Genomic DNA, 6,422 nt, shown 5'->3' with positions numbered 1-6,422 from the left:
GAGGAGTTGGGTCTGTACTCGTTGCGAAATGGGTATGAGTCACTAAAAGTATATTCGGAACCGCCGTATGCGACCCACGCTTGTACGGTGGTGTGAGAGGACGGAGGCCGTGAGGCCTCCTCCTACTCGATTTGTGAATAATGGTGGATAAAAATTATCCACCTTTTTTTGTTTGTTTGACGCCATTTGATGCTAAAGCTCAACGCTAGTCATTGAGGTTGAGCTAGTAAGTGTGCTTTTTATAGCATTGTGTGGATTATGCGATAAAAGTCGCAATAGATTCCTTGAAAATAAAACGTTACATTTGTTGCCGTATCTTGTGTTTTGTTATGACTGAGCGCAAGGCATAGAGAAGAAGTGGAAGTTTTTCTAATAGGCTAAAAGTAAGCCCTAGACTATGTGACAACTACCCAACCTATTGACCCAATAGGCTGGCGTAGAGAAGGAGAATAATATGGCAGCAATGTTGTCCGGTAACGAGATGGTAGTGCAATCTCTTATCGAAGAAGGCGTTGAACAAATTTTTGGTTATCCAGGCGGTTCTGTTTTGGATATCTATGATGCACTTCATGCTAAAACCGACCAAATCAAACATGTCCTAGTTCGTCACGAGCAAGCGGCTACCCATATGGCCGATGGATATGCGCGTGCGACGGGAAAACCTGGTGTTGTCTTGGTCTGTTCTGGTCCTGGTGCAACCAATACCATTACCGGTATCGCAACGGCATACATGGACTCGATCCCAATGATTGTCATCTCTGGTAACGTACCGAACAATCTTATTGGTAATGATGCGTTCCAAGAGTGTGATATTGTTGGTGTCTCTCGCCCAGTGGTAAAACACAGCTTTTTAGTAAAGAAAGCAGAAGACATCCCTGAAACGGTAAAAAAAGCCTTCTATATTGCGACGACTGGCCGCCCTGGTCCTGTCTTAATTGATCTACCCAAAGACGTCATTAATCCACAGTTTAAATTCCCTTATGAGTATCCAGCTTCTGTCTCGATGCGCTCATACAAACCAACCACGACTGGTCACAAAGGCCAGATCAAAAAAGCACTCAAGGCGTTATTAGAAGCGAAGAAGCCGGTGCTTTATGTTGGTGGTGGCGCAGTGATATCGGAAGCTGATGCCCCATTACTTAAATTGACCGAGACTTTGAATCTTCCAGTGGTGAGCACGCTGATGGGATTAGGCGCTTTTCCGGGCACCCATAAAAACTCCCTTGGCATGTTAGGTATGCACGGTACTTACGAAGCCAATATGGCGATGCATGATGCCGATCTGATATTTGGTATTGGGGTGCGTTTTGATGACCGTACTACCAATAACCTAGAAAAATATTGCCCCAATGCACGCGTGATGCACATTGATATCGATCCTTCGTCGATCTCGAAGAACGTCAAAGCGGATCTGCCGATTGTAGGTTCTGCAGATAAAGTACTCGAAGCAATGGTCAACCTGCTGGTGGAGCAGGGGGGCAACAATGATGAACAAGCGCTAAATTGCTGGTGGGATGAAATTCAAACTTGGCGTGATAAAAAATGCTTAAGTTATGAAACTTCGCCAGAACGGATTAAGCCACAGCAAGTGATTGAAACACTGCATAAGCTAACCAATGGTGATGCCTATGTCGCCTCTGATGTCGGTCAGCACCAGATGTTTGCTGCGCTTTATTACCCATTTAATAAACCACGTCGTTGGATTAACTCTGGCGGTCTAGGCACCATGGGCTTTGGTTTACCTGCAGGGATGGGTGTTAAGTTTGCTAAGCCTGATGAAGAAGTGGTGGTAGTGACAGGCGATGGCAGTATTCAAATGAATATTCAGGAACTTTCGACTGCCATGCAGTACGATATTCCGGTGAAAATTATCAACTTAAACAATCGCTTCCTAGGTATGGTGAAACAGTGGCAAGACATTATCTATCAAGGTCGTCACTCCAATTCTTACATGAGTTCAGTACCTGATTTTGCCGCGATTGCTGAGGCGTATGGTCATGTAGGTATTCGTATCGAAACACCGGATCAACTTGAGTCAGGCTTGAAGAAAGCTCTAGAGATGAAAGACCGATTGGTGTTTGTCGATATCAACGTCGATGAAACTGAACATGTGTACCCAATGCAAATCAAAGGCGAGGGTATGGATAAGATGTGGCTAAGCAAGACGGAGCGTACCTAACATGAGACATATCATTTCACTACTACTAGAAAACCAACCTGGTGCTTTGTCTCGTGTGGTTGGCTTGTTCTCACAGCGTGGTTACAACATCGAATCTTTGACGGTTTCTCCTACGGATGATGAGACTTTATCGCGTTTGAACATTACTACTATCTCTGATGATCTAGAGCTAGAGCAGATCCAAAAGCAACTGCATAAGCTGATTGATGTGCTAAAAGTGCAAGAAGTGACGGAGCTTGAGCATATCGAGCGTGAACTCTTGATGGTGAAAGTGAAGGCGAGTGGTTTTGCACGCGCTGAAGTTAAGCGTACTGCGGATATTTTCCGTGGTCAGATTGTTGATGTGACAGCTGCGCAATACACAGTGCAACTTACTGGTACGAGCGAAAAGCTTGATGCCTTTATTCAGGCGCTCTCTGAAGTGACTGAAGTGATTGAGGTTGCGCGCAGTGGCGTTGTTGGTATTGCACGTGGTGAGCGTGCGCTAAGGCCCTAGACGATCCCAGATCTAAGCTTTATGAGTGACCATAAAAAACCACCGCATTGCGGTGGTTTTGTGTTTTTCAGCGTTTAGGCGCAATTAGTGCAGGATACGTGCGCGAATTGTGCCTTCGATTCCTTTCAGTTTCTCTAAGGCTTCTTTTGAGCGCTCTGTTTCCACGTCAATAACCACATAACCAATGTCAGCCGCTGTTTGCAGGTACTGACCAGCAATGTTAATACCCTCTTCAGCGAAGATGGTGTTAATTTGCGTCAAGATACCTGGGCGGTTTTGGTGAATGTGCAGTAGACGTGAACAGTCGCGGTGCTCAGGCAGTGCTACTTCTGGGAAGTTAACACTTGATAGCGTTGAACCATTATCAGAGTATTTCGCGAGTTTGCCTGCCACTTCGACACCGATATTCTCTTGTGCTTCTTGAGTCGAACCGCCAACGTGTGGTGTTAGGATCACGTTGTCGTATTTTTGTAGTGGAGACTCAAATGGATCCGCATTGGTTTTTGGTTCTGTTGGGAACACATCGATCGCGGCACCAGAAATATGCCCTCCTTCTAAAGAGTGACATAGTGCTTCAATATCAACCACTGTACCGCGAGCGGCGTTGATAAAGATCGCGCCTGGTTTCATGCGGGCAAATTCGTCAGCCCCCATCATATTCTTGGTTTCTGGTGTTTCAGGAACGTGCAATGAGATCACATCACACTTGTTTAGTAGTTCGCTCATTGTGGCGACTTGAGTGGCGTTACCTAGCGATAGTTTGTTTTCGATATCGTAGTAGTAAACGCGCATACCTAAGTTTTCGGCGATAATACCAAGCTGAGTACCAATGTGGCCGTAACCAATAATCCCTAGACGTTTACCACGAGCTTCGTAAGAGTTATCGGCGCTCTTTTTCCAAATCCCACGATGTGCCAGTGCATTTTTCTCTGGGATACCACGTAGTAGCAATAGGATTTGTCCAAGTACCAGTTCCGCGACACTGCGCGTATTAGAGAATGGGGCATTGAATACGGGAATACCACGAACTGCCGCTGCATTAAGGTCAACTTGGTTGGTGCCGATACAGAAACAGCCAATCGCGACTAATTTTTCTGCTGCATCAATCACTTGTTGCGATAGGTTGGTGCGCGAGCGAATACCAATAAAGTGCGCATCTTTTACCGCTTCGAGTAGTTCATCTTCTGCGAGTGAACCTTTGTGGTATTCAATATTGCTATAACCTGCTGCTTGTAGAACTTCGACTGAAGATGGGTGCAGACCCTCTAAGAGCAGTATTTTAATTTTATCTTTTTCCAGTGAAACTTTGGCCATTATCTTCGTCCTTAAAATGGGGGAAAGGGGGCTTAACTGGCGCACATTGCATCAAAGAGATAAAAACAGACCATTCATTAACCTCTTATAAGGAGCGCAAACGTTTTCCTTGTGCGTCTTCTGCTCATTAAGTTAACAAAAAAATTTGGCTTTGGGTAAGAAAATTACGGAATAATGAATAATTTTTAGGCAAGAAAAATACAAAAGCGACCCAAATAAGGGTCGCTTGTAATGAAATAACAGAAAGTCGAGTGAGTGATTGTTCGATAAGTGATGCATTATTGGCGTCAAATCGATATCACTGACAGTCGCTATTATTCTTCGATTTTTGCACCGTTTGGTGTACCTGTGATCACCACATCCGCGCCGCGAGCTGCAAATAGACCAACAGTAACCACGCCAGGGATAGCGTTGATAGCACGTTCCATCTCTTTAGGATTGACGATCTGCATGTTGTGCACATCTAAGATCACGTTGCCGTTGTCTGTGATAACTCCTTCACGGTAAGCTGGATCACCACCCAGTTTTACAAGTTCACGCGCGACGTATGAACGTGCCATCGGAATAACTTCAACTGGAAGTGGGAATTGACCTAGGATATCAACCGCTTTTGTGTCGTCGACGATACAGATGAATTTTTCTGAAATTGCTGCCACGATCTTTTCACGAGTTAGTGCTGCACCGCCACCTTTGATCATATCGCGATAAGCATTGATTTCATCCGCGCCATCAACGTAGATGTCGAGCTTGATAACGTCATTGCAATCGAATACTTCAATGCCTAGATCTTTTAGGCGTTGTGTTGATGCTTCTGAGCTTGATACCGCACCTTTGATGTCATCTTTAATTGAACCTAGTGCATCGATGAAGTGATTTACTGTTGAGCCAGTACCTACGCCTACAATGCTGTCTTTCTCTACATACTTAAGCGCAGCCCAACCTGCTTCTTTTTTCATTTCATCTTGAGTCATGCTCATCTCCTAACTGGATGGATAGTTAACGTTTGCGCGGCGGATTATATACCCTCAGAGATGACTTTCCCAATGCCAAACTCTGCTTGGTGTCACTATTTTTGGTAGTGGTACGTCCCAAGACTCAATGGGTAATCGGCTGACATGCTGGCAGTCGTGTGCCAAGCCAATTGGTTTGGCGCCTTGTCCATGTTTAAACCACGCTTCTAAGGTACGATCGTAATAGCCCCCACCCATACCAAGACGATGACCGGTCGAGTCGAAGGCAACTAACGGAGTACAAATAAGGTCGAGTTTGGCGAGTGGTTGAATCAGCGGTTGTTTGAGCTTCGGTTCAAGAATGCGGTATTGATTCAACACCATTTCAGTATCAGCTTGGTAATGAAGGAAAAGCAGATGGCCTTTAGAGAAAGGGTGAATCACTGGTAGATAGACTTGTTTGCCTTGCCGCCATAGCCATTCAATCAGTGGTTGGGTATCTACTTCGCCATCGGCACTGAGATAGAGGGCGATATGTTGTGCGGTGGCTAATTCTGGCAGAGCCGAAAATTGTTTGACGAGTTCAATCCCTGAGTGCAGTTGAAACTGTGGAGAGAGTTGTCGTCTGAGTTGGCGAATTTGCTGACGAAATTCTTGTCGTGAAAGATTCATGCAGATACCCGAGTATAGGAAGGGTATCGAAGGATACCCCAGAGTGCCGTTGGAGATTTAGACCCTTGAACCAGCTGGTTCAAGGCGGATCAGCAATGATGACCGTAGGCTTCTCGGTACGTGCCGAGCTTGCTCAATAGCCTTCAAGTACTAACCCTTAAGGATTGCTTATCGGCTCAGGGACATAATCCCACTAACGTACACTCCAGGGTAAATCTGGATCTTGATTGTATCGCACTGAGTAAGTTTAGTCAGCTACTCTGCAATCAAGAGATGTTTTTTTAAGCTAAAGGTGACGGCTTTCCTGGCTGTACTTTATTTAGCGCATCATCAAGTGATGTTGAGAGCTTCTCCATTCTCTCATTGAGCTGCTGTTGCAACTCTAGCTGTTCGTTGGTAGAGCTGTCACGAGTTTCCAAGTCATAGCAAAAGTTAAGCGCCGCGATGGTCAAAAGATGCACCTCGTTGGTCACTTTGGTTTTATCGGTCATGTCTCTCAAACGATCATTCAGTCGTTTGGCAGCTTGAAGCAGCGCTTCTTCCTGACCCGCTGGGCAGTTAACTCTGGTTAACTTACCTAAAATTTCAACTTCTACCGCTTGGCTACTCATATCCACTCTACACTTAAATTAAGGTGATAATGCAGACCATCACCGAGGGGGAAACTATAGAAAAAGCGTTGTTAAGATTCAAGTCTTTCCCGTGCAACAAAGCCAAAACAAAGGGCGATCACACAGTAATTGGGCAAATTGTGTAAAAGGCGCTCATTATTCGTGGCTTGTACATTTTCGCTAATCCATCTAAGTGGTAG

6 protein-coding genes, 1 other RNA gene and 1 pseudogene are annotated in these 6,422 nt (G+C 45.2%); 3 read left to right on the top strand and 5 right to left on the bottom strand.

Annotation, left to right across the window (positions count from 1 at the left end):
- From IRQ95_RS22400 to ilvN, 3 genes and pseudogenes are all read left to right on the top strand, one after another.
- A pseudogene (locus IRQ95_RS22400) lies at positions 1 to 96 on the top strand (group II intron maturase-specific domain-containing protein); the annotation flags it as partial.
- A gap of 358 nt (positions 97 to 454) precedes the next feature.
- Positions 455 to 2,179: an acetolactate synthase 3 large subunit gene (locus tag IRQ95_RS13770; RefSeq protein ID WP_194437470.1), complete on the top strand. Its 1,725-nt coding sequence runs from the start codon at positions 455 to 457 to the stop codon at positions 2,177 to 2,179.
- 1 nt (position 2,180) lies between these two features.
- The gene (ilvN, locus tag IRQ95_RS13765; protein ID WP_194437469.1) at positions 2,181 to 2,675 is read left to right on the top strand and encodes an acetolactate synthase small subunit; all 495 of its coding nucleotides are present in this window, start codon (positions 2,181 to 2,183) and stop codon (positions 2,673 to 2,675) included.
- 84 nt (positions 2,676 to 2,759) lie between these two features.
- On the opposite strand, the gene serA is transcribed toward ilvN, so the two are convergent.
- The 5 genes from serA to IRQ95_RS13740 all read right to left on the bottom strand — a co-directional run bounded on the left by serA (position 2,760) and on the right by IRQ95_RS13740 (position 6,222).
- Positions 2,760 to 3,989: a phosphoglycerate dehydrogenase gene (gene serA, locus IRQ95_RS13760; protein ID WP_194437468.1), complete on the bottom strand. Its 1,230-nt coding sequence runs from the start codon at positions 3,987 to 3,989 to the stop codon at positions 2,760 to 2,762.
- 314 nt (positions 3,990 to 4,303) lie between these two features.
- Positions 4,304 to 4,960 (bottom strand): ribose-5-phosphate isomerase RpiA, encoded by a 657-nt coding sequence (gene rpiA / locus IRQ95_RS13755; RefSeq protein ID WP_194437467.1) that lies wholly within the window; start codon positions 4,958 to 4,960, stop codon positions 4,304 to 4,306.
- Between the two features lie 54 nt (positions 4,961 to 5,014).
- Positions 5,015 to 5,611: a 5-formyltetrahydrofolate cyclo-ligase gene (locus tag IRQ95_RS13750; protein WP_194437466.1), complete on the bottom strand. Its 597-nt coding sequence runs from the start codon at positions 5,609 to 5,611 to the stop codon at positions 5,015 to 5,017.
- Positions 5,612 to 5,642: 31 nt separating this feature from the next.
- Positions 5,643 to 5,826, bottom strand: a non-coding RNA gene (ssrS, locus tag IRQ95_RS13745) — 6S RNA.
- Positions 5,827 to 5,892: 66 nt separating this feature from the next.
- A complete protein-coding gene (locus IRQ95_RS13740) occupies positions 5,893 to 6,222 on the bottom strand; it encodes a cell division protein ZapA (RefSeq protein ID WP_194437465.1) in 330 nt (109 codons plus the stop codon).
- Positions 6,223 to 6,422 lie beyond the last annotated feature (200 nt).

The organism is Vibrio fluminensis (genome assembly GCF_015278125.1).
Lineage (GTDB): Bacteria > Pseudomonadota > Gammaproteobacteria > Enterobacterales > Vibrionaceae > Vibrio > Vibrio fluminensis.
The sequence above is the reverse complement of the archived record's forward strand: the minus strand, read 5'-3'. Positions and strand labels throughout refer to the sequence as shown.

What these genes read in the sequence shown, in the direction of transcription:
- IRQ95_RS13740 (WP_194437465.1), bottom strand. Translation starts at nt 6,222, where the DNA reads ATGAGTAGCCAAGCGGTAGAAGTTGAAATTTTAGGTAAGTTAACCAGA.
- serA (WP_194437468.1), bottom strand. Translation starts at nt 3,989, where the DNA reads ATGGCCAAAGTTTCACTGGAAAAAGATAAAATTAAAATACTGCTCTTA.
- IRQ95_RS13770 (WP_194437470.1), top strand. Translation starts at nt 455, where the DNA reads ATGGCAGCAATGTTGTCCGGTAACGAGATGGTAGTGCAATCTCTTATC.
- IRQ95_RS13750 (WP_194437466.1), bottom strand. Translation starts at nt 5,611, where the DNA reads ATGAATCTTTCACGACAAGAATTTCGTCAGCAAATTCGCCAACTCAGA.
- ilvN (WP_194437469.1), top strand. Translation starts at nt 2,181, where the DNA reads ATGAGACATATCATTTCACTACTACTAGAAAACCAACCTGGTGCTTTG.
- rpiA (WP_194437467.1), bottom strand. Translation starts at nt 4,960, where the DNA reads ATGACTCAAGATGAAATGAAAAAAGAAGCAGGTTGGGCTGCGCTTAAG.